General features: G+C 56.4%; 28 protein-coding genes. 15 read left to right on the forward strand and 13 right to left on the reverse strand.

Features of this window, described 5'->3' with window-relative positions; all coding sequences use genetic code 11:
• Positions 1-92 precede the first annotated feature (92 nt).
• Positions 93-299: a twin-arginine translocase subunit TatE gene (gene tatE, locus BLU64_RS01455; protein ID WP_026742781.1), complete on the reverse strand. Its 207-nt coding sequence runs from the start codon at positions 297-299 to the stop codon at positions 93-95.
• A 134-nt stretch (positions 300-433) separates the two neighbouring features.
• A complete protein-coding gene (locus BLU64_RS01460) occupies positions 434-1,240 on the reverse strand; it encodes a deaminated glutathione amidase (RefSeq protein WP_026742782.1) in 807 nt (268 codons plus the stop codon).
• A 227-nt stretch (positions 1,241-1,467) separates the two neighbouring features.
• On the opposite strand from BLU64_RS01460, the gene crcB reads away from it, so the two are divergent.
• A complete protein-coding gene (gene crcB, locus BLU64_RS01465) occupies positions 1,468-1,851 on the forward strand; it encodes a fluoride efflux transporter CrcB (RefSeq protein WP_074727865.1) in 384 nt (127 codons plus the stop codon).
• A 46-nt stretch (positions 1,852-1,897) separates the two neighbouring features.
• On the opposite strand, the gene cspE is transcribed toward crcB, so the two are convergent.
• The gene (gene cspE / locus BLU64_RS01470) at positions 1,898-2,107 is read right to left on the reverse strand and encodes a transcription antiterminator/RNA stability regulator CspE (RefSeq protein ID WP_026738919.1); all 210 of its coding nucleotides are present in this window, start codon (positions 2,105-2,107) and stop codon (positions 1,898-1,900) included.
• A gap of 550 nt (positions 2,108-2,657) precedes the next feature.
• Here cspE and BLU64_RS01475 point away from each other — a divergent pair.
• Genes BLU64_RS01475 through BLU64_RS01490 form a run of 4 tightly spaced genes read left to right on the forward strand, consistent with a single transcriptional unit; the run spans position 2,658 to position 5,031 of the window.
• Positions 2,658-3,017, forward strand: coding sequence for an ArsC family reductase (locus BLU64_RS01475; protein WP_026742784.1), 360 nt, complete (start codon positions 2,658-2,660; stop codon positions 3,015-3,017).
• Position 3,018: 1 nt separating this feature from the next.
• Positions 3,019-4,146 carry a succinyl-diaminopimelate desuccinylase gene (gene dapE / locus BLU64_RS01480; RefSeq protein ID WP_026742785.1) on the forward strand — a complete coding sequence of 376 codons (1,128 nt, stop codon included), beginning with the start codon at positions 3,019-3,021 and terminating at the stop codon, positions 4,144-4,146.
• Positions 4,143-4,817 (forward strand): M15 family metallopeptidase, encoded by a 675-nt coding sequence (locus BLU64_RS01485; protein WP_026742786.1) that lies wholly within the window; start codon positions 4,143-4,145, stop codon positions 4,815-4,817. The genes dapE and BLU64_RS01485 overlap by 4 nt, the downstream gene beginning before the upstream one ends.
• Position 4,818: 1 nt before the next feature.
• Complete coding sequence (locus tag BLU64_RS01490) at positions 4,819-5,031, forward strand: YpfN family protein (protein WP_026738915.1); 213 nt, start codon at positions 4,819-4,821, stop codon at positions 5,029-5,031.
• A gap of 148 nt (positions 5,032-5,179) precedes the next feature.
• Here BLU64_RS01490 and BLU64_RS17355 read toward each other — a convergent pair whose 3' ends face one another.
• The 6 genes from BLU64_RS17355 to dapA all read right to left on the reverse strand — a co-directional run bounded on the left by BLU64_RS17355 (position 5,180) and on the right by dapA (position 10,864).
• On the reverse strand, positions 5,180-5,332 hold the full coding sequence (locus tag BLU64_RS17355; RefSeq protein WP_157755372.1) for a hypothetical protein: 153 nt from the start codon (positions 5,330-5,332) through the stop codon (positions 5,180-5,182).
• Between the two features lie 138 nt (positions 5,333-5,470).
• Positions 5,471-7,483 (reverse strand): tRNA(Met) cytidine acetyltransferase TmcA, encoded by a 2,013-nt coding sequence (locus BLU64_RS01495; protein WP_051625509.1) that lies wholly within the window; start codon positions 7,481-7,483, stop codon positions 5,471-5,473.
• Between the two features lie 13 nt (positions 7,484-7,496).
• Positions 7,497-7,952 (reverse strand): DUF441 domain-containing protein, encoded by a 456-nt coding sequence (locus BLU64_RS01500; RefSeq protein ID WP_074727869.1) that lies wholly within the window; start codon positions 7,950-7,952, stop codon positions 7,497-7,499.
• 161 nt (positions 7,953-8,113) lie between these two features.
• Positions 8,114-8,827, reverse strand: a complete 714-nt coding sequence (gene purC, locus BLU64_RS01505) for a phosphoribosylaminoimidazolesuccinocarboxamide synthase (protein ID WP_026742789.1) — start codon at positions 8,825-8,827, stop codon at positions 8,114-8,116.
• Between the two features lie 101 nt (positions 8,828-8,928).
• Positions 8,929-9,969: an outer membrane protein assembly factor BamC gene (bamC, locus tag BLU64_RS01510; RefSeq protein ID WP_026742790.1), complete on the reverse strand. Its 1,041-nt coding sequence runs from the start codon at positions 9,967-9,969 to the stop codon at positions 8,929-8,931.
• A 16-nt stretch (positions 9,970-9,985) separates the two neighbouring features.
• Positions 9,986-10,864 (reverse strand): 4-hydroxy-tetrahydrodipicolinate synthase, encoded by an 879-nt coding sequence (gene dapA / locus BLU64_RS01515; protein WP_026742791.1) that lies wholly within the window; start codon positions 10,862-10,864, stop codon positions 9,986-9,988.
• A 147-nt stretch (positions 10,865-11,011) separates the two neighbouring features.
• On the opposite strand from dapA, the gene BLU64_RS01520 reads away from it, so the two are divergent.
• From BLU64_RS01520 to arsC, 4 genes are all read left to right on the forward strand, one after another.
• Positions 11,012-11,581 (forward strand): glycine cleavage system transcriptional repressor, encoded by a 570-nt coding sequence (locus BLU64_RS01520; RefSeq protein WP_026742792.1) that lies wholly within the window; start codon positions 11,012-11,014, stop codon positions 11,579-11,581.
• Positions 11,582-11,583: 2 nt separating this feature from the next.
• Positions 11,584-12,051, forward strand: a complete 468-nt coding sequence (gene bcp, locus BLU64_RS01525) for a thioredoxin-dependent thiol peroxidase (protein ID WP_026742793.1) — start codon at positions 11,584-11,586, stop codon at positions 12,049-12,051.
• A 184-nt stretch (positions 12,052-12,235) separates the two neighbouring features.
• Positions 12,236-13,699: a beta-barrel assembly-enhancing protease gene (gene bepA / locus BLU64_RS01530; protein ID WP_026742794.1), complete on the forward strand. Its 1,464-nt coding sequence runs from the start codon at positions 12,236-12,238 to the stop codon at positions 13,697-13,699.
• Positions 13,700-13,719: 20 nt separating this feature from the next.
• Positions 13,720-14,085 carry an arsenate reductase (glutaredoxin) gene (arsC, locus tag BLU64_RS01535; RefSeq protein WP_026742795.1) on the forward strand — a complete coding sequence of 122 codons (366 nt, stop codon included), beginning with the start codon at positions 13,720-13,722 and terminating at the stop codon, positions 14,083-14,085.
• A 6-nt stretch (positions 14,086-14,091) separates the two neighbouring features.
• Here arsC and hda read toward each other — a convergent pair whose 3' ends face one another.
• From hda to upp, 3 genes are all read right to left on the reverse strand, one after another.
• A complete protein-coding gene (gene hda, locus BLU64_RS01540) occupies positions 14,092-14,799 on the reverse strand; it encodes a DnaA inactivator Hda (RefSeq protein WP_026742796.1) in 708 nt (235 codons plus the stop codon).
• Positions 14,800-14,930: 131 nt separating this feature from the next.
• Positions 14,931-16,220 carry a uracil permease gene (gene uraA / locus BLU64_RS01545; protein ID WP_026742797.1) on the reverse strand — a complete coding sequence of 430 codons (1,290 nt, stop codon included), beginning with the start codon at positions 16,218-16,220 and terminating at the stop codon, positions 14,931-14,933.
• Positions 16,221-16,388: 168 nt separating this feature from the next.
• A complete protein-coding gene (upp, locus tag BLU64_RS01550; protein WP_026742798.1) occupies positions 16,389-17,015 on the reverse strand; it encodes a uracil phosphoribosyltransferase in 627 nt (208 codons plus the stop codon).
• 232 nt (positions 17,016-17,247) lie between these two features.
• Between upp and purM the strand changes: the two genes are divergently transcribed.
• The 6 genes from purM to BLU64_RS01580 all read left to right on the forward strand — a co-directional run bounded on the left by purM (position 17,248) and on the right by BLU64_RS01580 (position 24,381).
• A complete protein-coding gene (purM, locus tag BLU64_RS01555) occupies positions 17,248-18,288 on the forward strand; it encodes a phosphoribosylformylglycinamidine cyclo-ligase (protein ID WP_074727743.1) in 1,041 nt (346 codons plus the stop codon).
• Positions 18,285-18,923, forward strand: coding sequence for a phosphoribosylglycinamide formyltransferase (purN, locus tag BLU64_RS01560; protein ID WP_026742800.1), 639 nt, complete (start codon positions 18,285-18,287; stop codon positions 18,921-18,923). The genes purM and purN overlap by 4 nt, the downstream gene beginning before the upstream one ends.
• A 248-nt stretch (positions 18,924-19,171) precedes the next feature.
• Complete coding sequence (locus tag BLU64_RS01565) at positions 19,172-19,993, forward strand: ABC transporter substrate-binding protein (RefSeq protein ID WP_026742801.1); 822 nt, start codon at positions 19,172-19,174, stop codon at positions 19,991-19,993.
• Between the two features lie 71 nt (positions 19,994-20,064).
• Positions 20,065-20,850 (forward strand): amino acid ABC transporter permease, encoded by a 786-nt coding sequence (locus BLU64_RS01570; protein ID WP_026742802.1) that lies wholly within the window; start codon positions 20,065-20,067, stop codon positions 20,848-20,850.
• Positions 20,851-21,140: 290 nt separating this feature from the next.
• Positions 21,141-22,259, forward strand: a complete 1,119-nt coding sequence (locus tag BLU64_RS01575; protein WP_026742803.1) for an ABC transporter substrate-binding protein — start codon at positions 21,141-21,143, stop codon at positions 22,257-22,259.
• Entirely contained in the window at positions 22,252-24,381 is a 2,130-nt protein-coding gene (locus BLU64_RS01580; protein WP_026742804.1) for a TonB-dependent siderophore receptor, read from the forward strand. Before BLU64_RS01575 ends, BLU64_RS01580 begins: the two co-directional genes overlap by 8 nt.
• A gap of 228 nt (positions 24,382-24,609) precedes the next feature.
• Here the strand turns inward: BLU64_RS01580 and BLU64_RS01585 are convergent, their stop codons facing one another.
• Positions 24,610-25,038 carry a hypothetical protein gene (locus BLU64_RS01585; RefSeq protein ID WP_026742805.1) on the reverse strand — a complete coding sequence of 143 codons (429 nt, stop codon included), beginning with the start codon at positions 25,036-25,038 and terminating at the stop codon, positions 24,610-24,612.
• Between the last annotated feature and the right edge of the window lie 37 nt (positions 25,039-25,075).

Here is a 25,075-nt window from a genome sequence, read left to right on the forward strand (position 1 = left end):
TCCGGCAATAACTCATTACAGTTTGCCGGCGAGGAACCAGGACTGAGCGGACGGGTCCCGTCCGCTGCACGCCCGGCATCATCCGAAAATGATTATTCCTTATTGCGCACGTCGTTGAGCGCAGCAGGTTCTTCCGGAGTCGGTGTTTTAGCCGGAGTCTGGTCGTCGTTCATGGCTTTTTTGAAGCCCTTGATCGCCGCGCCCAGGTCGCCGCCCAGGCTACGCAGTTTGTTGGTGCCGAAGAGCAGAACGATCAATGCGCCAATCACCAACAGTTTGGCAATGCTGATACCTTCCATAAATACCTACCTGATTTTATACGCTGGGACAGCCAGCACTTGTGCCTTGTCCCGTTTTAAGACGGCCTTCATCATAATACAACGGTCATCTGTAACAAAATAAGACCGGCACTCCCGTACCTCGGCGCAATCCATTAGCCGAAGTGACCTTTACAGCGTAATACAGGTGATTCGAAGCGGCTATGATTCAGAACAGGTAATTGGCGGCGCGCACGTTGAATTCGCTCCAAACTCAGATCGGCATAGAGCAGCGCGGGTTCTTCCGTTGCCTGTGCAATAACGATCCCCATAGGATCGACCACCATACTATTGCCAATATTCTTGACGCCGCACTCGCCCACGGCGATCAGGTAACAGGTATTTTCCAGCGCACGGGCTCTATTTAATAGCTCCCAATGCATCTCTTTATGCGCGCCTTTCACCCAAGCGGCGGGAAGCACCAGTGCATCGGCACCTTTATACGCCAGCATTCGCGCCATCTCCGGAAAACGCAGATCGTAGCAGACCATCATGCCAACCTTCACCCCGTCAATGTCGATCACAGGTGGAAGTATCCCCCCCGGAGTGACACGTTTAGACTCTTGCCAAGAGAAGGCATCGTAGAGATGGAGCTTGTGGTAATGCGCCAAAACTTCCCCCTGACGCAGAACCAGCAATGTGTTGTACACTCGGTCCTCTTCCGCTGGAGTGTGCAGGGTGAAGACAACGGTAAGAGGTGAAGATTCGCTGGCCGAGAGGAGCTGGCTCACAAAAGGCCCGTTTATCGGCTGGGCGTGATTGATTCCCCACTCAGCATCGGCGTCATCTCGCGCCAGCACCGCCTCCGGCAGCACCAGCAGGCTGGCTCCCGCCGCTGCTGCCTCATTTATCAGCCTGATGCACGTATTCGCGTTATCCTGCCACTGCCGCTGTACGGCAAACTGGCCCAGCGCAACTTTCATAGCATTCCCTCACTTGGTGAGTCACAAACTGCGATAAACCGTCGCCCGATGCTCTTCCCTACAAAAACGCGGCGCTAACGGGTAAACTTCGGCTGTTTGCCATCGAGATGACATTCCTTCATAACCGCTTTTTGGCTATTGATGTCTACGCCTTCTCGAACCCAGGGCCTAGCGAATGCCCATTCTTTCGAGATTAGCCCAACTTGCTTTGGAAATAAAAGATGTCCATGTACGCTAATTTATTTGCTGTTTTTTTCGGTGGTGGCATTGGCTGCGTCGCACGCTGGCTGCTGAGCCTGCGTTTTAACAGCGGCGCGTCGGGAATACCTACCGGAACACTGATGGCCAACCTGATTGGCGCTGCCATCATTGGGGCTGCGGCAAGCTATTTCATTCGTTTGCCGGATTTGCCTTCGCATTGGAAACTGGTGGTGACGACCGGTTTTTGTGGCGGCTTGACGACGTTCTCAACGTTCTCAGTGGAAATGCTTGGAATGATTCAAGAAGGTCAGTGGTTAACGGCGGGATTTTATATGGTGTTGAGTTTTGTTGGTTCGCTGGCGCTGGCCGCGCTCGCTTTTTCTCTCGTTAGCTGGCTCGCGACTCACTGAAAAAAAAAAACCCGCCAATAGGCGGGTTTTTTAGAAATCGGTATAATTAAATAGCGATAACGTTAGCAGCAGAAGGACCTTTTGCACCGCTAGTGATTTCAAACTCTACACGCTGACCTTCAGCCAGAGTTTTGAAGCCATTGCTCTGGATGGCAGAGAAGTGTACGAACACGTCTTTGCTACCATCTTCAGGAGTAATGAAACCGAATCCTTTGGACTCATTAAACCACTTAACGCTACCTGTAATCTTAGACATCAAACTTACCTTTAACATGAATGAAAGACACAAACTCTGTGTCATGCACAGTACAGCAATAGATGAAGCATTTGTCCAGCTGAACATCGACGAAATGCAATAAAAAGCGTTAAAAAATTCGACCAGCGCCTTTTATGACCTGCATTCGCCCGCAATATGCTTTTTACAACTAACTAACGCCATTTTTTATTCAATTTTTGGGATAAGAAAAAACAGGTTGGAAAGGACCGTCCGCGGCGATAACGCATTTTTAGCTAAAGGTGAAGCGCAAAATTCATACAACGCTTCCCTGACAAAACCACGACGTCCGAAATGGCAGGCCAAATAAACGGGCCTCAAATAATAGCCTCTTTTATTTACTCAGGTTTCCTCATTTCTTCAGCAACCGCTCAATCCACACCGGTTTTAACGTGGCGAACGACCGCCCGGTTCCTGAGCCGCCCCCAGGTTGACATGAAAAAACGCCCATAGATTGGTATGGTATCGGACCTGAATTAAACGGTATGATCTGCATACTAATTCCTAATAAAAAACAAAGGGTTTATTAGCCATGACGACCATGTACGGTATCAAGAACTGTGACACCATCAAAAAGGCCCGCCGTTGGCTGGAGGCCCACCAGATCGACTATCGTTTTCATGACTACCGGGCGGATGGACTGGACGATACTCTGCTGCAATCGTTTATCGATAGCCTGGGCTGGGAACCGCTGCTGAACAAGCGCGGTACCACCTGGCGCAAACTGGACGAAACCCGACGAGAGGCGATCGATAATTCCGCTGCGGCAAAAGCTGTTATGCTGGAGCAGCCAGCACTCATCAAACGTCCTTTACTGGTTAACGAGGATGGGAAAACGCTGCTCGGCTTCAGCGACGACAGCTACCAGCAATTTTTTGCGGAGGAGAAATAACGTGTCCTGCCCCGTCATCGAACTCGCTCAGCAGTTAATTAAGCGCCCTTCCCTCAGCCCGGACGACGCCGGCTGCCAAACGCTCATGATTGAACGCCTTGAAGCCATCGGCTTTACCGTCGAAAAGATGAATTTCGGTGAAACACAGAACTTCTGGGCCTGGCGCGGGACTGGCGAAACGCTGGCCTTTGCCGGACACACCGACGTGGTTCCGAGCGGAGACGCCAGCCAATGGCAACATCCTCCCTTCGAACCCACGATTAGCGACGGTATGCTGTATGGCCGTGGCGCGGCGGATATGAAAGGATCGCTGGCGGCGATGGTCGTCGCCGCTGAACGCTTCGTCGCCGCGAACCCTCAGCATCAAGGCCGGCTTGCCTTTTTAATCACCTCAGACGAAGAGGCCGACGCGACGCACGGCACCGTCAAGGTGGTGGAAGCGCTGATGGCGCGTCAGGAGCGTCTGGACTACTGTCTGGTCGGCGAACCCTCCAGCACCAGCCGGGCGGGCGATGTCGTCAAGAATGGCCGTCGCGGCTCGATTACCGCCAACCTGCGTATCCACGGTATTCAGGGGCATGTCGCCTATCCTCACCTGGCCGACAATCCGGTCCACCGTGCGCTGCCGGCGTTAAACGAACTGGTCTCCACCGTATGGGATGAAGGCAACGAGTTCTTCCCGCCTACGAGTATGCAGATCGCCAATATCGAAGCCGGCACGGGAAGCAACAACGTGATCCCCGGCGAACTGCAGGTTCAGTTCAATTTCCGTTTTAGTACAGAGCTGACGGACGAAACCATCAAACAGCGCGTCGCCGAGCTGCTGGACCGACATCAGCTGAACTATACTTTGGACTGGTGGTTATCGGGTCAGCCATTTCTGACCGCACGCGGCGCGTTAGTGGATGCCGTCGTCAACGCGGTCGAGCACTACAGCGAAATCACCCCGCAGTTGCTGACCACCGGCGGCACCTCAGATGGCCGCTTTATCTCCCGAATGGGCGCGCAGGTGGTGGAGTTGGGACCTGTGAACGCCACCATTCATAAAGTGGACGAGTGCGTCAACGCAGCCGATTTACAGCTGCTGAGCCGTATGTATCAACGGATTATGGAGCAATTGATCGCATGATCACCCATGCCATGCTGACCGGAAAGAGTGACCAGCATCTGACGACGCTGACGGGTCAGCATCGCCTGCAGCCCGGCGCGGTACACGCCTTTCAGGCGCTACAGCGGGAAGCGCGACAGGCGGGATTTAATCTCCAGCCCGCCAGCACCTTTCGCGACTTTGAACGTCAACGGCTGATATGGAACGGCAAATTTACCGGACAGCGGCCGCTGTTATCGCACGACAGCCAACCGGTGGACGCCCTGTCGATGGACGTCCCGGAACGCTGCGAGACGATCTTAAGGTGGTCCGCTCTGCCCGGGGGAAGCCGACACCATTGGGGCACCGATCTGGATGTGTACGATCCCGATCGGCTGCCGTCGGAACAATCCTTGCAGCTCGAACCCTGGGAATATGAATCCGGCGGTTACTTTTTCGAGCTGAACCACTGGCTGACCGAGCACATGGGGGCGTACGATTTTTATCGCCCCTATGTCCATGACAAAGGTGGCGTCGCCATTGAACCCTGGCACATTAGCTATCTGCCGCTGGCCCGAGAGGCTATGGCGTTGCTGTCGCCGGACATCATTCTTGAGGCCTGGGTAGGTGAAGACGTCGCCGGTTATGACTGGCTGAAACCCCACCTTCCCACGCTGTTTACCCGATTTATACACGCTGTCGATGAGGCATAATATGGCATGGCTGGCTGATTACTGGTGGATCATTCTGCTGATACTGGTGGGAATGTTAATCAACGGGATCAAAGATTTACGTCGAGTAGATTACAAACGGTTCCTGAAAGACAAGCCCGAACTACCGCCTCACCGCGACAATAATGCGCAGTGGGATGAAGAGGATGATTGGCCGAAAGATAAGAAACAAGATAAAAAACAAGACGAAAAATAGTCTGCCCGTCCTGTTTGCCCCTCTTCCGCGTCAACCGTGAAAACGCAGGCGCGGAGCCCGCCGCAATGCGCCTTGTCCCCTTGCCAAGCCCCGCCAACGCGGTATGACTCGCGTTGATGCCGCTCTGCATTTGCCGAATAGCGAATGGTCACAATAAAGCGAGGCAGGACGCGCTGAATGCGTTGGCGAAATAGCGGCCGATTTCGGCCATCGACGCCGGGTTATCCCCTACGCCATGAAAAATGAGGAATAACGGCGGGGAGCGGAAGGCTGTTGTACCCACAACGTATTCACGTTTCATAAGTTCTCTCCGGGCCGTTATTAGCATCACTGTATGCCCGACGCCAATCGCTCGATATTGAGGTTTACTGAACGACTTGTTGGCATCATCCTGCACGGCGCCATGATGGCGCGCAGAGACGTCAACAGCAGAGAGAAACTACGTCAGCCATTGCCGAGCGTGTTGGAGAGCGTCGTTATCGCAATGTGACAGGGCCTGCGCCGTCTCTTCCCGCCAGCGGCGCAGCAAGGCTTTTTTGCCGCTCAGCCCCAACCGCTCAACACATACGCTTTCCGGCACGCCGTCATCCAGCCAAAGCCTTAGCGCAGGCAGCGTCAGCGAAGTATGGGTCAGCAGTCGGCCCAGTGAGGCCAGGCTTGACTGAGGAGGACGATGTGCAAAAGCGAATCCGTACAGATTAAGCCAGTCGGCCTCATCCAGCGTATTCTCGTCGTCCAGATCGATAGGCAGCGTCAGCCCAATGTTCCGTCGCAGCCAGCGCCAATCGCGAGCCAACTGTCGCGTGGCCTCGTGTGCCAGCGCCATACCAGCATCGCTCAGCGGTAATAACGCCATCGCGCTATAGCAGCCGCTGCTGGCTTCAATATGACTGCCTATCCGCGCCAGACAAAAACTGCAGCGCTGCCAGAATTGCCACAGCGCCGGATCATAGCCGAAGCTGACCGACAGAAAGTCCAGGCCCGCTTGCTCGCCTTGCCGCTGCTGTTCCCGCACCAATGCCAGTCCGATGCCTTCTCGTCTCGCAGAAGGCAGGACGGCAATACGGCTAATACGCCGGGAGCGTAGTTGCGGCGCTGTCCACAAATTGCCGTGGGCCGCCAGCGACTGCGCGACCAGATTGCCGCGCGGCCGTCGACGTCCGGCCCATACGTCGCGGGCCAGCTCGGCGTCCAGCCCGCCCTCATCCACCGACCAGATGACGCCGCACAGGTTTTCGCCGCTACGAGCTGCGGTAAGGTGCATACCGGGGGCATCCAGCAGACGACGCAAGTCTAACGGCGAAGTTCGGTAGTGCGCGCTGCACAGCAGGCCGTAGCACTGTTCCAGACGGGCCGGAAAGCGTGTCCAATCGGCGGGTTCGTCGCGGACCAGCGTGACAGGCGATGTTAAACGCTGCCCCTCCAGACGGTTCTCAGCCTGAAACAGCATGACGTGGTCCAGCAAACGCTCCAGCGGATCGTCGGTGGACCAGCGCAGCGGTTCACTCAGTTCCAACATTCGACAATCAGGCAATCCGGCACAAAATTTAATCCAGAAACCGCGTCCGGTGCCTTCGTAGCCCAGCACGGTGGTCGTCATCAGCACATGCGGAAAAAAGGACACTAATTCATTGAGGACTGAAAACGGGAGCGCCGCCGCTTCGTCAATCAACAGCCACTCAGCACCACCGCCGTGCTGGCGACAGTGCGCCAACAGGCTATCTGGGGACCAGAAGGAGGGCGCATCGCCAGACTGGCGCAGCAAGACATCGCTGGCCGCACGGGAAGGCGCAACCACCCAACAGCGTTCGCGACATTGTTGCGCGAACAGCCCTGCCACCGTGGATTTTCCGCGTCCTCTTGGAGCGGTAATGACATAAGCCGCATGTCGAGCGGCCTGTAGCTGTCGCAGAATATCCTGCTGACCTTGCGTGGGTCTGCCGTCCGGCGCATGCCACGCAGGCCGGATGCGAGTCGGCGTCAGGTTAAATGGCATCGACTGCCGCCAAAGCGCGGCTTCGCCGTCAGACACCAGCGCCGCACGCAAACGGCGGATGAACGCGGGCGTCGCGATCGCTTCCGTACTTTCGCTCCAGCGCAAGCTGTCCGCATCCGGGCAGTTTGGCCAGGCCTCCCATTCAGGGACCAATAGCAGCAGCCAGCTTCCGGCCTTGAGGGTGCCCGCCAGGATCGCCAACGCCTCTGCGTCCACTCCATCGTGGGCGTCAAATACGCCGTGCAGGAACTCCTGCCCCAGCTTCCCTTTCAGTTGAGACGGCGCCAGCGCCGTTTTGCCGACCCACGGCCAGTCGCCGGGCAGCGCCTGACGCACGGTCTGGGCCTGCGTTATGCACCACTCGCGATCGCCGCTAATCGTGAGCACACGGCGAATGCCCGCCAGCGACATCGCCGATTGCGCGGCGACAAGCGCGTCAAGAGCAGAGCGCGACATCTCCGACAAAACCTCAGCCGCCCTTACCGACCAGCAACGACAGCAGCCCGGCGGCAATCAGCGGGCCGACCGGGACGCCGCGGAATAATGCCACCCCCATCACCGTACCCACCAATAATCCAGCCACGACCGAAGGTTGGCTCGACATCAGCGCAACGCCACGGCCCCCCAGCCAGGAAACCATCACGCCGATCAACACCGCCAGCAGCGATTTCCAGTGCAGGAACGAGTGTATGACCTCTCCCGCGCTGATTTTTCCGCTGGCGATGGGCGCCATCACGCCTATCGTCAATACCAGCACGCCAACGGTCAGGCCGTATTTCTCCACCCAGGGAAAATAGTGATTCAACGGCGTGATGCGTACCGCCAGCAGCGCCAGAATGGCCAGCGTCACGGTCATGTTGTGGCTAATGATGCCAAGCGCGGCCAGCGCCAGTAAAATTAATAGCGTCGGGTCTAAATAGGCCATGAAAATTCCTTGCGGGGAAAAACAGAAAATACGGCGGGCAATAATACCACCGATCATGATGGGACCGGCGTTCAATCTCAGGCGGAGTGGCGGTACAGTCGAACAACGGGAGCGCCGTCAGGTTTTGAGTGCCTGACGGCAAAACGAAAACGATTGCTTTTTTAGTCTAAAGAAACGCCGATACGGCGGGCAACTTCCTCATAGGCTTCGATCACTCCCCCCAGGCTCTGGCGGAAACGGTCTTTATCCATCTTATCCAGCGTGTTTTTGTCCCACAGACGGCTGCCATCCGGCGAAAACTCATCACCCAGCACCACTTCGCCCTTGAACAAACCAAATTCCAGCTTGAAGTCCACCAGAATCAGCCCGGCATCATCAAACAGCTTGCTGAGAACATCATTCGCCTGATAGCTCAGCGCCTTCATGCGCGCCAGGTGCTTTGCGCTTACCCAGCCGAAGGTCTCGCAGTAAGACTCGTTGACCATAGGATCGTGCATGGCGTCATTCTTCAGGAACAGATCAAACAGCGGCGGATTTAGAATTTCGCCTTCTTTGATGCCCAGACGTTTCACCAGCGAACCCGCGGCACGGTTACGAATCACGCATTCAACCGGCACCATATCCAGTTTTTTTACCAGCACTTCGGTATCGGACAGCAGACGCTCCATCTGAGTCGGAATACCGGCTTCTTCCAGCTTGCTCATAATGAAGTGATTGAACTTGTTGTTCACCAGCCCTTTACGATCAAACTGCTCAATGCGCTGACCATCTAACGCTGACGTATCATTGCGAAACTGCAGCACCAGCAGATCGGGATCGTCCGTGGTGTAAACCGTTTTTGCTTTTCCGCGATACAACTCAGCTAGCTTTTGCATCTTTATTACTCCACACAGTGAGGGCCATCCGCGCCTGGCCCGTGATAGTTAACGCGTTGACAATAGAATAAAAAAGGGCCGGATCATCCGGCCCTGAACACTTATCGATTAAACGCTGCTTGGAACACCGCCACCAACGCGTCGTTTTGCGACTGGGTGAGCGTATGTCCTTTCGAGTCGATGAACTGCAGGCTGCTGCGGTTGCCGAGATCGCCGACCTGCAACTTATAATCTCCGTTCATCAGCTGCGGATCTTTCGCACCCAGCGAATCCCAATGGTCGCTGCCCGGCGAGCGGTAGGTCACTGAGACCGTACCCTGAGGACGGCTGCGATCGTTCACCGTCATCCCGCTATTTTCCAGCGCCTTCGGCAGGCGGTCCCAGACCTGAACATAGCTTCCGCGCACCACGATCAACGGCAGGCCGGCATCGTCGGCAGCGCTCTGGACATCCAGAGCCTGACTTCCGCGATGAGACTGCGCATTTTCACGGGCAGACACCGCCTTCTCCAGGCCATCGGATAACGAGTTCATCATCTGGCTCGTGTAGCGTTGCGTCAGGAAGGCATCATCCAGCGTTGCGTTGTTCTGCTGCAGGGCGAGGAGTTTCACGCCCAGCGCCAGCTGATAGCCCTGAGGCTTCAACGACACTTCATAACGCGCCTGATAAGGCGGTTCTTTCTCTTCTTCGGAACTCCAGCTGATCCAGCCGGTGGTCAGCGTCTGGCTGGCATCCTGACGATTGTCGATGGTGTAGCCTTTGGACTGCATCACCTGAATGAGCTGGGACCACAGCTGGCTGTTCTGAGCGCTGTTTTCCAGCAGCAGGGTCGCCGTATTTCCACTCACCTGACCGCGTGATCCGTTTAGCAACGCCAGCGATTGCATCGGCGGACGAATATCCAGATTCTTACCCACCAGACCGTTTTGATTAATCGGCGGGACGTCGTAGTCACCGTTCTGCAACGGCAGAATCATGCCGGACGGGACATTCAGCGCACGGTGCTCCGGCGTCTGCAGGTAGGACTCATCACCGTTGACCTGACGCTTGTAGCGTTGATCGTTGGTACAGGCTGTCAGCAGCGTGATCAGCGAAAGGCTGACCACGGTTGCCACCATTGACTTTTGCAATGAAGAACTCATTCAATCTCCCTAACGATTACAGCAAACCAGACTGCTTCAACGCCTGCCCTACCGCCTCACGACCACTGTCGGTCAGAGGCGTCATTGGCAGACGCAGCGTGTCGGTCGCTATCAATCCCAATGCCTTACAGGCCCACTTCACCGGAATCGGATTGGGTTCTACAAACAGTTTCTGATGAAGCGGCATCAGCCGTTGGTTAAGACGACGGGCTTCAACAAAGTTGCCTCGCGCGGCCAGCGAGCACATTTCCGCCATTTCACGAGGGGCGACGTTCGCCGTAACGGAAATCACCCCGTGACCGCCTAGCTGCATGAAGTCCAGACCAACGTCGTCGTTGCCGCTCAGCAACACGAAGCTGTCATCAACCAGTGCTTGGATCTGAGTCACCCGGCTTAAGTTCCCCGTCGCCTCTTTAATTCCAACAATATTTTTGATGGCGGCAAGGCGAGCGACGGTTTCAGGCAGCAGATCGCAGCCGGTACGGGAGGGCACATTATAGAGGATCTGAGGCAGGTCGGTATGTTCGGCAATCGCTTTAAAGTGCTGGAACAGTCCTTCCTGAGTCGGTCGATTGTAATACGGCGTCACCGTCAGACAACCGGCGATGCCGCTGTCGTTGAAACGTTGGGTCAGGGAGATGGCTTCCGCCGTGGAATTGGCGCCAGTACCGGCGATAACAGGGATGCGTCCGTCGCACAGGTCCAGCGTCAACATCACCACGTCCCCATGTTCATCATGGCTTAGCGTGGCGGACTCTCCAGTGGTCCCAACCGAAACAATTGCCGATGTTCCGCTAGCGACATGATAATCGATTAATTTTTTCAAAGCTGCGCGATCGACCGCGCCTTTGGCGTCCATCGGTGTAATCAGAGCAACACTACTTCCCGTAAACATTGGCCATCCCCTCCCAAAACAAGTGCCTCATGGTACTTTTGACATCCATGCAAAAGCAAGCGCGCAAGCGCCGTTGTCTGCGCTTGGCAGCCGGTTTTTTTTATGTGTACCATGTAGATCTCAACACATTGAACAGGAAGCGCCATTTTGCCTAGCCCTCAAGAACACTATCTGGTCGTCACTGCGCTGGGGGCCGATCGCAACGGCATCGTCAATACGATTACGCGTCATGTCAGCAGCAGCGGCTGCAACATTGAAGATAGCCGTCTTGCCATGCTGGGCAAAGAGTTCACCTTTATCATGCTGCTGTCCGGCAGTTGGAACGCCATCGCCCGAATTGAGTCCACGCTGCCGATCATCGGCGCCGAGCTGGAACTGCTGATCGTCATGAAACGCACGGAGTCGCATGCACGTCCGCCGATGCCCGCCACAGTTTGGGTCAAGGTGGAGGTCGTCGATTCCCCGCATATTATCGAGCGGTTTACCGACCTGTTTGACTCTCACCAGATGAACATCGCCGAACTGGTTTCCAAAACTCAGCCGGCCATCGGAGACGCTATGCCGAAACTGTACATTCAGATCACCGCGCACAGTCCGGCCGCGCTGGACGGTTCAATTATCGAGCCAGCCTTTCATCAGCTATGTACAGAACTGCAAGCACAAGGCAGTATTAGCGTGGTGAACTATCCACAGCATGAAAAAAGAGATGGAGAGTAGTGATGAGCACACTGAAAGCCGGCGATATCGCCCCCCAATTCAGCCTGCCCGATCAGGATGGCGAACCCATTAGCTTGACCGACTTCCTGGGACAGAGGGTCTTGATTTACTTCTATCCCAAAGCCATGACGCCGGGTTGCACCGTGCAAGCCTGCGGTCTACGCGACAATATGGACGACCTGAAGCACTATGGCGTTGAAGTTCTCGGCATCAGCACGGATAAACCCGAGAAATTGTCACGCTTCGCGGAAAAAGAGTTGCTGAACTTTACGCTGCTGGCGGATGAAGACCATCAGGTGGCCGCACAATTCGGCGTCTGGGGCGAGAAATCGTTCATGGGGAAAACCTATGACGGCATTCACCGTATCAGCTTCCTGATCGACGCGGAAGGCAAGGTGGAAAAAGTCTTCGATAATTTCAAAACCAGCAATCACCACGACATCGTGCTGAGCTATCTTAAAGGCGAATAATCGTCTTCAAGGCTTGCAAGTTCCGCCGGTACGCACGCTTCGTACCGGCTATCTTCCCTTCTCACACCTTCCACGCTTGCATTCATCCAGCCTTTCAATACTTAGGATTTCCTTTGCAGGCGACCTCTGGCTAAGATGAAGACCATGATAACGATTTCGCCCCGTTCATAAGGTGGTACGCACAATGGCTAACCGACTTCACCAAACGGTGATGGCGATGCTGGCGACAACGCTGCTTGCCAACGGCCCAATCGCCGTCAGCGCCGACGTTCAGGATCGTTTGCCGGATATCGGTACGACGGCAGGCGCTACGCTCAGTATCAATCAGGAACTGGAAATGGGGGATTTTTATCTGCGCAAACTGCGTGCAGGCGCGCCGCTGGTCAACGATCCCCTGCTTTTACAGTACATCAACCAGCTGGGTAACCGGCTGGTCAAATCCGCCGACTCCGTACGGACGCCGTTTCACTTCTTCCTGGTCAACAACGACGAGATCAACGCCTTCGCCTTTTTCGGCGGCAATGTCGTGATCCACTCAGGCCTGTTTCGCTATGTCGAGAACGAAAGCGAGTTGGCCTCGGTGCTGGCGCATGAAATCTCTCACGTCACCCAACGCCATCTGGCGCGCGCTATCGAATCCCAGAGAAGCAGCGCGCCGCTGACCTGGGCGGGCGCGCTGGGGTCGATCCTACTGGCGATGGCGAATCCTCAGATGGGGATGGCGGCGCTCAGCGGAACGCTGGCGGGCGCTCAGCAAGGCGTGATCAGCTTCACGCAGGCAAATGAACAGGAAGCCGACCGCATCGGCATTCAGGTGCTGCAACGCGCGGGGTTCGATCCGCAGGCGATGCCTGATTTCCTTCAGCGTCTGGCCGATCAGACGCGCTATGCCACCACGCCGCCGGAAATGCTGCTCACTCACCCATTGCCGGAAAGCCGGCTGTCCGACTCTCGCAACCGCGCCAACCAGATGCGCTCGACGCCGGTCCATTCGTCGCAGGATTTCCTGTTAGCGCGTATTCGCGTACTGACGATGTACGCGTCGGACGACAACCCGATCGCCGCCACGCTGCTCAGCAACTGGGAAAAAGGCAATGTCCGCGAGCGAGAGGCGGCGCAGTATGGCCGGGCCATTCAGGCATACCAGACCAAGAAATACGATAGCGCTCGCGCGGCTCTCCAGCCCTTGCTCGATAAATCGCCCGCCGATCCGTGGTTTCTGGACCTGATGACCGATATCGACATTGGGCAGCAGCGCGCGTCGCAGGCCATCGCGCGCCTGCAGAAAATACCGGACGCCCAGGTCAACCCGGTGCTGCAGCTCAATCTGGCGAACGCCTATGTGGAAGGCCATCAGGCCGCGGCCGCCAGCCGGCTCCTGCATAAGTACACCTACGCCAATCCCAGCGATCCCAATGGCTGGGAGCTTCTCGCCCATGCGGCGGCAGACCTGGGTAATCGCAGCGAAGAACTGGCGGCCCGCGCAGAAAGTCTGGCGCTGAACGACAAGCTCGATCAGGCTATCCGCCTGCTGAGTAATGCCAGCGCCCAGAGCCAACTCGGCAGCCTGGATCAGGCGCGCTACGATGCCCGCATCGATCAGCTGCGCACGCTGCAAAAACGCTTTCAGCAATACGATAAATCCTGATGACCCAAAGGAATAATGCCATGAACGATCGAGTGGTGATCTATCACAATCCACGCTGCGCCAAGAGCCGGGAAACGCTGGCGCTGCTGCAACAGCAGGGCATCGAGCCGCAGATCCTCCGCTATCTGGATACCCCGCCCGATGCCAAGACGCTAGACTCACTTCTTCAAATGCTTGGTTTTACCCACGCGCGGGATCTCATGCGCCGCCACGAAGCGCTCTACAAGGCGTTGAATCTGGGGGACGAGACGCTGAGCGAAGCGCAGCTGATTGAGGCGATGGCGACCCATCCCAAATTGATCGAGCGCCCTATTGTCGTGGCTGACGGTCAGGCGCGGCTTGGACGGCCGCCGGAGAACGTCCTGGCGATCCTGCCGCAGAAATAGCTGGCGCTAGAGGTCGAGGGCCTCTTTGACGAAAGGGATGGTCAACTTGCGCTGCGCCGCGATCGAGGCGTGGTCGAGCTGATCCAACGTCACGAACAGCGTTCGCATCTCACGGTCCAGCCGTTTCAGCAGGAAGCGGCTGACATCCTCCGGCAGCTCAAATCCGCGCAGTCTGGCCCGCAGTTGCAAGGCTTCGCCTTTTTCATCGTCGGACAGCGGCTGTAAGCGATAAATTTGTCCCCAGTCCAGCCGGGACGCAAGGTCAGGCAACTGCAGATTAAGCTGGCGAGGCGGACGATCGCCGGTGATCAACAACCGCGTGCTTCCGCCTTCCTGAATGCGGTTGTAAAGATTGAACATCGCCATTTCCCACTCTTCGTCGCCTGCGATGGCTTCAATGTTGTCGATGCAGACCAACGCCAGCTGCTCCATCCCATCCAACACCTCAGGCACAAAATAGGCGCGCTTATCCAGCGGCACATAGCCGACGGCTTCGTCTTTACGGGAGAGTTCGGCGCAGGCCGCATGCAGCAGGTGGCTCCGGCCTCCGCCGTGGCGCGACCAGAAATAGATGTAGCTGCCGTGCCGCTGAGTCAATGCCGAATGAAGCGCCGCCAGCAGCGAAGCGTTTTCTCCGGGATAGAAACTGTCGAACGTTTCGTCATCCGGTAAATAGAGCGGTAATGAAAGCTGTGCCGGCGTGTTCAGAAGCACCTCAAACCTAACGGGCAGGAAAACGGGGCAAGTCTATCACAGAAACTTTCCCCTGTTGAACCGGCAGCACACCTGCCGCCGGGGTCAGTCGCCGCCGTCGGCTCGCGACAGCGGCGACATTCGTCACGGCATCATAAGGAACCTTCTTCTTCATCTGCCGGATCAAGCACGACTTCTTCTTTGCGCAGCAGGGAAATCACGCGGAACAGCAGGCTCAGGAAAATCCCCACCACCGTCGCCAGCGCCATCCCTTTTAGTTCGACGGCGCCGAGGTGAACCTTCGCGCCGCTGACCCCGATGATCAGAATCACCGCCGTCAGGATCAGGTTCTGCGCTTTGTCGTAATTCACCTTCGATTCGATCAACACTCGGATGCCTGACGCAGCAATCACTCCATACAGTAACAGCGATACGCCTCCCATCACCGGCACGGGGACCGCTTGGATCGCCGCCGCCAGCTTACCGACGCAGGACAACAGGATAGCCAGCACCGCCGCGCCGCCGATCACCCAAGTGCTGTAGACCTTGGTCAACGCTAATACGCCGATGTTCTCGCCATAAGTCGTATTCGGCGTGGAACCGAAACAGCCGGAGAAAACGGTGGAGATCCCATTGGCGAACAGGGAGCGATGCAGTCCGGGATCACGCATCAAATCTTTCTTGACGATATTGGCTGTCACCACCAGATGTCCGATGTGTTCGGCTATCACCACCAGCGCGGCGGGAAGAATGGACAACACGGCGAACCACTCAAAACGCGGCGTGTAGAATGTCGGCAGAGCAAGCCAGTGGGCCTGCGCGACCGGCGTCAGATCCACCATGCCCATAAAGAAGGATAGCGCGTAACCCGCCAATACGCCGACCAGAATAGGGATGATGGCCAGAAAGCCACGAAACATCACCGATCCCAGAATCGTCACAGCCAGCGTCGTCAGCGAAACAATCACGGCTTTGGTATCGACGCTCGCGCCGTCGGCGGGCAACAGTCCCGCCATCCCGGCCGCTACGCCAGCCAGTTCCAGACCGATCACCGCCACGATAGCGCCCATTGCCGCGGGCGGAAACATGACCGAAAGCCAGGCGGTCCCGGCTTTTTTGACAATCAACGCCACCAAACAGAACAGGACGCCGCAGATAATAAATCCGCCCAAAGCCAGCTCATAACCCAGCGGTAGCAACAGCAGCACCGGAGAAATGAACGCAAAACTGGATCCCAGATAGGCCGGTATTTTTCCTTTACAGATCAGCAAATACATCAGCGTCCCGATACCATTGAACAATAATACGGTGGCGGGATTGATTTTGAACAGGATCGGGACCAGCACCGTCGCGCCGAACATGGCGAACAAGTGCTGGAGGCTCAACGGGAGGGTTTGTAACAACGGTGGCCGTTCACTAACGCCGATGGCGCGACGAGTCATCTTGTTATTCCTTTCTCTAGGTGTTGAAAAAACAATCAGTAAAGCGGTCGTATCCGCTTCAATACGACATCTCCCGGGCGACCCGCCGCGACTTCGTCAGCGCAAACAGCTCAACCCGCAAACTCAACCCCAAAAAAACCGGCTCTTCAGCCGGCTCATCGTATCTGCTTATTTGGTACCGAACAGCTTGTCGCCGGCATCACCCAGGCCCGGCATAATGTAACCGTGTTCGTTCAGCTCTTTATCGATAGATGCGGTATACAGCTCAACATCCGGATGGGCCTTCTCCAGCGCGGCGATCCCTTCCGGGGCCGCGACCAGCACCAGTAGCTTGATACGCTTGCAGCCGGCTTTCTTCAACAGGTCGATGGTGGCGATCATGGAACCGCCGGTCGCCAGCATAGGGTCTACCACTAGCGCCATACGCTCGTCGATATTGGACGCCAGTTTCTGGAAATAAGGTACCGGCTCCAGCGTTTCTTCGTCACGGTACATCCCCACAACGCTAATACGCGCGCTGGGCAGATTTTCCAGCACCCCTTCCATCATGCCCAGACCCGCGCGCAAAATCGGCACAACGGTAATTTTTTTTCCCTTGATTTGATCGATTTCAACCGGTCCGCACCACCCTTCAATAGTGACTTTCTCCATGACCAAATCCGCCGTAGCGACATACGTCAGCAGGCTCCCGATTTCCGACGCCAGCTCACGAAAACGTTTGGTGCTGATATCCTGCTCGCGCAACAGACCCAGTTTGTGTCTAACTAGCGGGTGTTTAACCTCTACGATCTTCATTTTTCTTCTCCCCTTCGGCTACGGACGGCAAAAAAATCGCCGGATTATACCGCTTTTGCAAGCGGGAACATACGGCGGCAGCTGATCCAGATCAAGCCGCTCTGCGAATTAGACGTCCTATTTCCTAAAAGACCGCGCCGGCACTCGCCGCTCGCAAACGTTTGCTTAGGCTGTTAGAATTGCCCCGCTCCATTTTCCAATCACCAAACGTAACCTCCGTGGGGACTCCGCAGTGACCGATAAAACCTCTCTCAGCTATAAAGACGCAGGCGTGGATATTGATGCAGGCAATGCATTGGTTGGACGTATTAAAAGCGTAGTGAAACAAACTCGACGCCCGGAAGTCATGGGAGGTCTGGGAGGATTCGGCGCCCTGTGCGCCCTGCCGCAAAAATATCGTGAGCCGGTGCTGGTTTCCGGCACCGACGGCGTGGGCACCAAACTGCGTCTGGCGATGGATCTGAAGCGTCACGACGCCATCGGCATCGACCTGGTGGCCATGTGCGTCAATGATTTGGTCGTTGCTGGCGCCGAGCCGCTGTTTTTTCTCGACTACTATGCCACCGGCAAGCTGGACGTGGACACGGCGGCGAGCGTCATCACCGGTATCGCCGCAGGCTGCAAACAGTCCGGCTGCGCTCTGGTCGGCGGCGAAACGGCGGAAATGCCGGGGATGTATCACGGAGAAGATTATGACGTCGCCGGTTTCTGCGTCGGCGTGGTCGAAAAATCAGAAATCATCGACGGCAGTAAGGTAAAAGAAGGCGACGCACTGATCGCGTTAGCCTCCAGCGGCCCGCACTCCAACGGCTATTCGCTGGTGCGCAAAATTCTGGAATTCAGCCACACGGACCCAGCTACCGAGCAGCTGGATGGCGTGCCGTTGGCCGATCACCTGCTGGCGCCGACCAAAATCTACGTGAAATCCATCCTGTCGCTGATTGAGAAAATGGACGCGCACGCCATCTGCCACCTGACCGGCGGCGGCTTCTGGGAAAATATTCCGCGCGTACTGCCGGAAGGCATGCAGGCCACCCTCGATGAGTCCAGCTGGCAATGGCCGTCCGTATTCAACTGGCTGCAAAAAGCTGGCAACGTCAGCCGTCATGAAATGTACCGCACCTTCAACTGCGGCGTGGGCATGATCGTCGCCCTGCCGGCCGAACAGGTAGAAGACGCGATTGCCCTGCTGAACGCCAACGGTGAAAAAGCCTGGAAAATCGGTAACATTAACCGCACCGATACCGGAGAAACCGTGGTTATTAACGCATGAAAAATATCGTAGTGCTGATTTCAGGTGAAGGAACTAACCTGCAAACGTTGATCTCTGCCTGTGAGCGCTGCCGCGTCAAAGGCAAGATCGTCGCCGTATTCAGCAACAATCCCGAAGCGGGGGGATTGGCTCGTGCGCAGGACGCTGACATCCCGACGCACGTGTTATCCCCGAGTGAAGAAGTCGAGCGCGTGGCTTATGACGCGGCGCTGGCGGACGAAATAGAGAAATATCAGCCCGACGTCATCGTGCTCGCAGGCTATATGCGCATACTGAGCGCCGAGTTCGTCTCCCGATTCGAGGGAAAAATTCTCAACATTCACCCTTCCCTGCTGCCGAAATACCCCGGTCTGCATACGCACCGTCTGGCGATGAAAAATCGCGACCGGCTGCACGGCGCGTCGGTACATTTCGTCACAGAAGCGCTGGACGGCGGACCGATTGTGCTGCAGGCGCGCGTTCCTATTTTCGACGATGACGAAGAGCAGGATGTGAAGGCGAGAGTGCAGACTCAAGAGCACACCATCTATCCGCTGGCGGTCAATTGGTTTCTGGAAGGCCGTTTGAAAATGAAAGATAACGAAGCCTGGTTGGACGGTATTCGCATCCCGCCGCACGGCTACGCCGCCGACTAAATCATCTTTTGCCCCGGAGGCACTTGCCGCCGGGGCCTATCATGAGTATTCTCCCCCGCTTTTTACCCGTTTACGATCCTGAAGCCGGGGCCGCAAGGTTCGGCGAGTCGTCATTCGGCACGAGTAATAGCTGACAGGACACGCCTGCTATTTATAAGATACTCCTTTTGAGCGTGCTTTTTCCGCTGAGAGCCGCCATTCTGTAAAAGGGATTTTAGAGTTAGCATCCTGATTAATAGGGAAAACAAATGAAAAAACTTTTCACATTGATGATGCTCGGCTTGGCGATATGCGCCGCCAGCATCCCCTCTCAGGCCGGAACTACACTCGACCGGATCAACCAGACCGGCGTTCTGCGCAATGTCTTGTTTAACGACTATCCGCCGTTTAGCTACATCGATGACAATAATCAGCTGGTCGGTTTTGACGTGGATGTCGCTAAGGCCATCGCACAGAAGCTTGGCGTCAAACTGCAGTTGGCGACGCCGGGTTGGGAGGCCATCGTCGGCGGACGCTGGCAGGGGCGTTGGGACCTGTGCGTTTGTTCCATGACGCCGAACCCCGAGCGCTCGAAAGTCCTCGATTTCGCCACGCCGTACTACAGCACCTTCGCCGTGCTGATCGTGCACAAAGACGAAAAACAGATTCAGTCGGCGGCGGACCTCAGCAACAAGCGCGTGGGTTTGGGTCTCGGCTCCAGCTATGAAAGCTACCTGAATAAAAGCCTCGTTATTCCGGGCGGCAAACCGATCAACTTCCCCTTCCAAAACGTTCAGGCGATCCCGACCGACGAGGCCATCGCATTTCAGAATCTGGCGCTCGGTCCCGGCAAACGCTTAGATGCCGTGATCTCTGATCGCATTACCGCCAAGCCGCGTCTGGCGCGCATGACGCAGCTGCGCGTCGTCTCAACGCTTTACTCCGAACCTAACTGGATCGCCACCGACAAAGGCGACCCCGAATGGACCGCCAAGCTGGCGGAAACCCTTAACGCCCTGCGCGCCGACGGGACGATGTCGCGAATCTCCCAGCAGTGGTTTGGCGAAGATATCACCGAGATTGCCCAATAATGACTCAGCACACACCGTCTTCCTCGTCTCGCAATACGATGGGGGCACCGGCGCGGAGCCGGGATAATCGTATGGGGTTCCGCGTCCGGGCCGGACTGACCTGGCTATTGCTGATCGGACTGCTCTTCTGGCTGTTCGCCAGCATGCACCTGGATACTGACCTGATACGTCAGAAACTGCCGTCCATGTTAGGGCTGCATTTGTCGCCAGACGGCTTCATTCAGGGCGCGGTGCTTAGCATTGTCATCACCGTCATCTCCATGCTGTTCTGCATCCTGCTCGCCGTGCTGACCGCTATCGGCCGCCTCTCCTCAAGCGCGCTGGCTTTTGGCTGCGCCACGTTCTACGTGTCGTTATTCCGCGGTACGCCGCTGCTGGTGCAGGTACTCATCATTTACCTCGCTTTGCCGCAGGTCGGTATCGTGATGGGCGCCTTCACCTCAGGCATTATCGCGCTGTCGCTCAACTATGGCGCCTATCTGGCCGAAACCATTCGCAGCGGCGTGCTGTCGGTGCCGCGTGGTCAGAAAGAGGCCGCGATGGCGCTGGGGCTATCGCGCTGGACCATCATCACCCACGTCATCACTCCGCAGGCGTTGCGCATCATTATCCCGCCCGCGGGTTCGCAGTTTATTTCCATGATCAAGGATTCGTCGCTGGTCTCTTTGATGGGGCTGTGGGAGTTGAACTTTTTGGCGCAGTCTTACGGACGAAGCACCTATCACTACATGGAAATGCTGACCTCCGCCGCCGCGATCTATTGGCTGATGTCGATGGTACTGGAACTGTTGCAAACTCGTCTCGAGCGTCATTTCGCACGCGGCTACGAACGCCACGATCGCAAAGACGCCTCCTGACTTCGTTCGCCGAGGGCCGCTCGCTCTTCCATCGGCCCTCGGCGAGCCGCCGCCCTTATCCGATAGCGTTTCGCTTCGCATCACGCGAAACGGACGCTGTCACCTAACCTCTTCCTCCTTTTCGGGTCCCGTTCTCGCGCCTGTGCACATTTTATTTATTTACGAAACACGCTAAATGTCTTTGAGATCGTGGGTTTTTTATTTCTGTCCCGATACCCTTGCATTCTCTGTATTGAAAATCCCAATAATAATTATTATCTTTCGCTGCTTGATTGATACGGATACTTTACATGCGCCCGGTATTTCCTTACATCGCTTTGCTGATTTGCAGCTTGTTCAGTACGCTTTCTCCTGCAAAAACCATCACCGACATCCTGGGACGCCAGGTTAGCATCCCGGACAATCCCCAGCGCATCGTACTGGGCGAAAGCCGCATGCTGTACACGCTCGCGCTGCTGGAACCCGGCAATCCCGCGCAGCGCGTCGTGGGCTGGCCCAACGATCTCGCTCGCTACGATGCCCAGAGCTGGCATCAGTACACTCAGAAATTCCCATCCATCGCCCACATCCCGATTCTGGGCAACGGCAACCTCAACACGATCAATGCCGAAATGTTGCTGCCGCTGAAACCCGATCTGGTGATCCTGCCGCGTCTGGCGAAAGGATCGGATAACGAGCAGCGCTTGCAGCACATTCTAACAGAGGCGGGCATTCCCTATATCTATGTTGATCTGCGCATCGAACTGATCAAAAACACCCTGCCCAGTCTCAAGTTACTGGGAGAGGCCTTGAATCGTCCCGAACGCGCGGCCGCCTTCAGCGCGTTTTATCAGCAGCATATGGACGTTATCCGCGACCGTCTCAGCCGCTATCAGGGCAAAAAAACTACCGTCATGCTGCACCTGCATCTGGGGCGACGCGACACCTGCTGCACCACCGCCGTCAACGGCAATTTAGGCGAGCTGCTGGACTTCGCCGGCGGGGACAACATCGCCAAAGGCACCATCCACAGCGTTTATGGCGAACTCAACCCGGAACAGGCGCTGGCCGCCAGGCCGGACGTGTACATCGCCACCGGGATGGCCGGACCGGAAGGAAAACGCGTCTCCAACCTGATGCTCGGCCCGGAGGTCACGCCGCAAGAGGCGAACGACAGCTTTAACACGCTGCTACAGCAACAGCCGTTGCTGTCTCATCTGGCGGCGGTCCAATCCGGCAGAGCCTGGAGCATGTGGCACAACTTTTACCTCAGCCCTTATCACGTCGTGATGGTGGAAATGTTCGCCAGGGCGCTCTACCCGTCGCTATTTAGCGATATCGACCCACAACAAACCTTAAAACAACTCTATCAGCAGTTTTTACCGATCGATTTTTCAGGGACCTATTGGAGTCAGTTATCACATGAATAATCATTTATGGCGCAAAGGCTGGCCTTTATTGGCCGTCATGCCTTTCACCTCATACGCGGCAACTCAACAAGCACAGCAGGATGAAACGCTGGTCGTTAATCGCGACACGACGCCCGCCGCCTCCAGCGCCAAGGAGACCGGCTATCAGCCTCATAAGACGGTAACGGGTACGCGTACTGAAAGCCGCCTGCTGGACGTGCCTCAGGCCGTTAACGTCGTCCCTCAGCAAGTGCTGCAGGACTGGTCGGCGACCAATATCGACGAAGCGCTCTACAATGTCAGCGGCATCACCCAGTCCAACACGCTGGGCGGGACGCAAGATGCGTTGATTAAGCGCGGCTTCGGGGACAACCGCGACGGCTCGATTTTCCACGATGGCGTGCGTTCTATTCAGGCGCGTAACTTTACGCCGACCAGCGAACGTGTCGAAGTGCTGAAAGGGCCGGCCTCCATGCTGTTCGGCATGGGCGAACCCGGCGGCGTGATTAACGTCATCACCAAAAAACCCGAGCTGGTGCAGAAAACGCATATCGAAGGCTGGAACAGCAGCTTTAACGGCGGCGGCGGTCAGTTGGACGTCACCGGACCGATCAGCGATTCCGGACTCGCCTATCGCATGATCGTCGATCACGACGAAACCGACTACTGGCGCAACTTCGGCCGCAACCGCCAAACGACCATCGCGCCATCGCTGATGTGGTATGGCGAGGACACAACATTGCGCGTCGCCTACGAGCACCAGGAGTATCTGACGCCGTTTGATCGGGGCACGGTGATTGACAGCCGTACGGGCAAACCGGTTGATGTGCCACGCGACCGTCGCTTCGATGAAACTTACAACGCCACCCGCGGCGATCAGGACACCCTGACCTTCCAGGCGGACCACAACCTGTCCGACCGCTGGAAAACCAGTCTGACTTATGCCTATAGCCGCAACCGCTACAATGACAATCAGGCTCGCGCCACCAAATATAACGCAACGACCGGCGATCTGACCCGTCAGGCCGACTCGACCGGCTACGCGCACAGTCAGTCGCAGGCCGTACAGCTAACGCTGAATGGCGATATCGACTGGGGACAGACCAACCATCAGCTGCTGTTCGGCGTCGATCATGAAGCCGACCGGACTTACCGCGGAGATATGATCCGCGGCACCGCCGTCACCAACTTCAACGTCTATAATCCGGTTTACGGCCTGCTTCCCGCTTCGACTTCCGTCAGCGCCGCGGACAGCGACCAGCGTGAAAACGTCGACAGCACCGGCGTGTTTATGCAGGACGCCATCCGTCTTGACGCCAACTGGATGCTGCTCGGCGGACTGCGCTACGACCACTTCGACGTGATGTCCGGCAAGGGGCGTCCCTTCGTCACAAATACCGACGGCTCTTACGGTCGTCTCGTGCCGCGTGCCGGCGTGGTTTACAACCTGACGTCCTACTCGTCGCTGTACGCCAGCTATAGCGAATCTTTCAAGCCCAACACGTCAATTGCGACTCAGATTGGCGCGCTGCCGCCTGAACTAGGCAAATCGTATGAAATCGGCGCCAAACTGGATTTGCCGAATCGCATCACCGCCAACATCGCACTATTTGATATACACAAACGCAACGTGATGGTCAGCGAGGACGTGGGCGGCGAAACCGTCACACGCACCGCCGGCAAAGTCCGTTCGCAAGGGGTTGAGCTGGATATGGCCGGCAAGCTGACGGACTCACTCAGCCTGATTGGCTCTTATGCCTTTACCGACGCGCGCGTCACTTCGGACCCGGACAATAATGGCAATCGCATGCCCAACGCGGCGCGTCACACCGCATCGCTGTTCCTGACGCAAGACTTCGGCAACCTTGGACTGCATGCGGGCGACAACCTGCGCGTCGGCGCAGGAGCGCGCTACGTCGGCCGCAGGGCTGGCGATGCCGCTAACAGCTTCACGCTGGACGACTACACCGTCGCCGATGCCTTTGTCTCCTACAGTCTGCCCATCAACGGCTATGCGGTGAAATGGCAGGTCAACGTGAAAAACCTGTTTGATAAGACGTACTACCCTTCCAGCGGCAGCAATCTACGTGTAGCCGTGGGCGAACGCCGGGAAGTGATGCTGCGCGCCAGCGTAGACTTCTAATTTTTGCTCTGACATCACTGCTCCGGAAACGGGGCAGTGCTTTTCCCCTTCAATGTATGCCTGCCGCGTTTCAGCATCATCTGCCCGTAAACGGTTTAGGCCGGCATGGGTATTGGGAGAAGGTTCGGGTGTTGGGAGAAGGTTGGGATAGTAATGGAAGGAAAAGGTCACGCTGCGTTTTGAGGGGAAATTGCCCGGCGCAAAGCGCCGAGCAAGCAGGTAACGTTATTATTTAACGCTGGCGATGGTGCCTTTATAACCTGTAACAACCACGTGCAGCTGTTTGAACACGCCGTAGTCTTTAGTGGTCACTTCATAACGCGGAGCCACGATCAGGTCTGCGCCAGACGCTTTAACGGCGTTGTAAGCTGCAGCAGATTTCACGGAAGCAGAGACGTCGATGAAAGACAGCGCGCCGCCAGTACCGTAGCTTACGCCATCGATGTATTTGTCGCCTTCACCCCATTTGATCACACCGAACAGGACGTTTGCAGACGCTTCGCCATTGATTTTTTCGCCAACGGTGATGTCCGCTTTAACGGAAGATTCAACACGCGCTTCCAGACCGGCGGTCGGCTGGCTGGTATTATAAGAGGAACAGCCCGCCAACAGAGATACCGCAAACGCCGCTGCGGCTAATTTGAATTTTTTATTCATGGTGTGTAATCCCTTTACTTAAAATGAAAAAAACTTC

Source organism: Lonsdalea quercina (assembly GCF_900107885.1).
GTDB classification, from domain to species: Bacteria; Pseudomonadota; Gammaproteobacteria; order Enterobacterales; family Enterobacteriaceae; genus Lonsdalea; species Lonsdalea quercina.